1 protein-coding gene and 1 rRNA gene are annotated in these 321 nt (G+C 55.1%); one reads left to right on the forward strand and one right to left on the reverse strand.

Annotated features, from left to right (window positions below; all coding sequences use genetic code 11):
* Window positions 1–119: ribosomal RNA gene (locus AB9K35_RS00290) — 23S ribosomal RNA — on the forward strand; the annotation flags it as partial.
* Window positions 120–137: 18 nt separating this feature from the next.
* Here AB9K35_RS00290 and AB9K35_RS00295 read toward each other — a convergent pair.
* Window positions 138–321: hypothetical protein (locus AB9K35_RS00295; RefSeq protein ID WP_369923936.1), on the reverse strand; the 184-nt coding region annotated here is incomplete at its 5' end.

Genomic DNA, 321 nt, shown 5'->3' on the forward strand with positions numbered 1-321 from the left:
CCCCCTCAAAACAAGGTATCCCTGAGGGCCGTGGAAGACCACCACGCCAATAGGCCGGAGGTGTAAGCGCAGCAATGCGTTCAGCTGACCGGTACTAATCGCCCGATAGGCTTGATTTGATCCAGTAACAGACAGTGTTACAGGACACAGAAAGCAAACCATCCAAAACACAAAACCTGGACAACGTTGATTGTAACCGACGCAGGTTGTTCTGCCTGCCGCCAATCGGCGGTGACATAACAACCCAGCGGCAACGCGCATTTGCTTCGCAAATACGCTGCCTGCCGCTCGCCAGCCTTGCTCCGCAAGGCCGTCGGATTT

It is taken from the genome of Leisingera sp. XS_AS12 (genome assembly GCF_041224635.1).
Taxonomy (GTDB): Bacteria; Pseudomonadota; Alphaproteobacteria; order Rhodobacterales; family Rhodobacteraceae; genus Leisingera.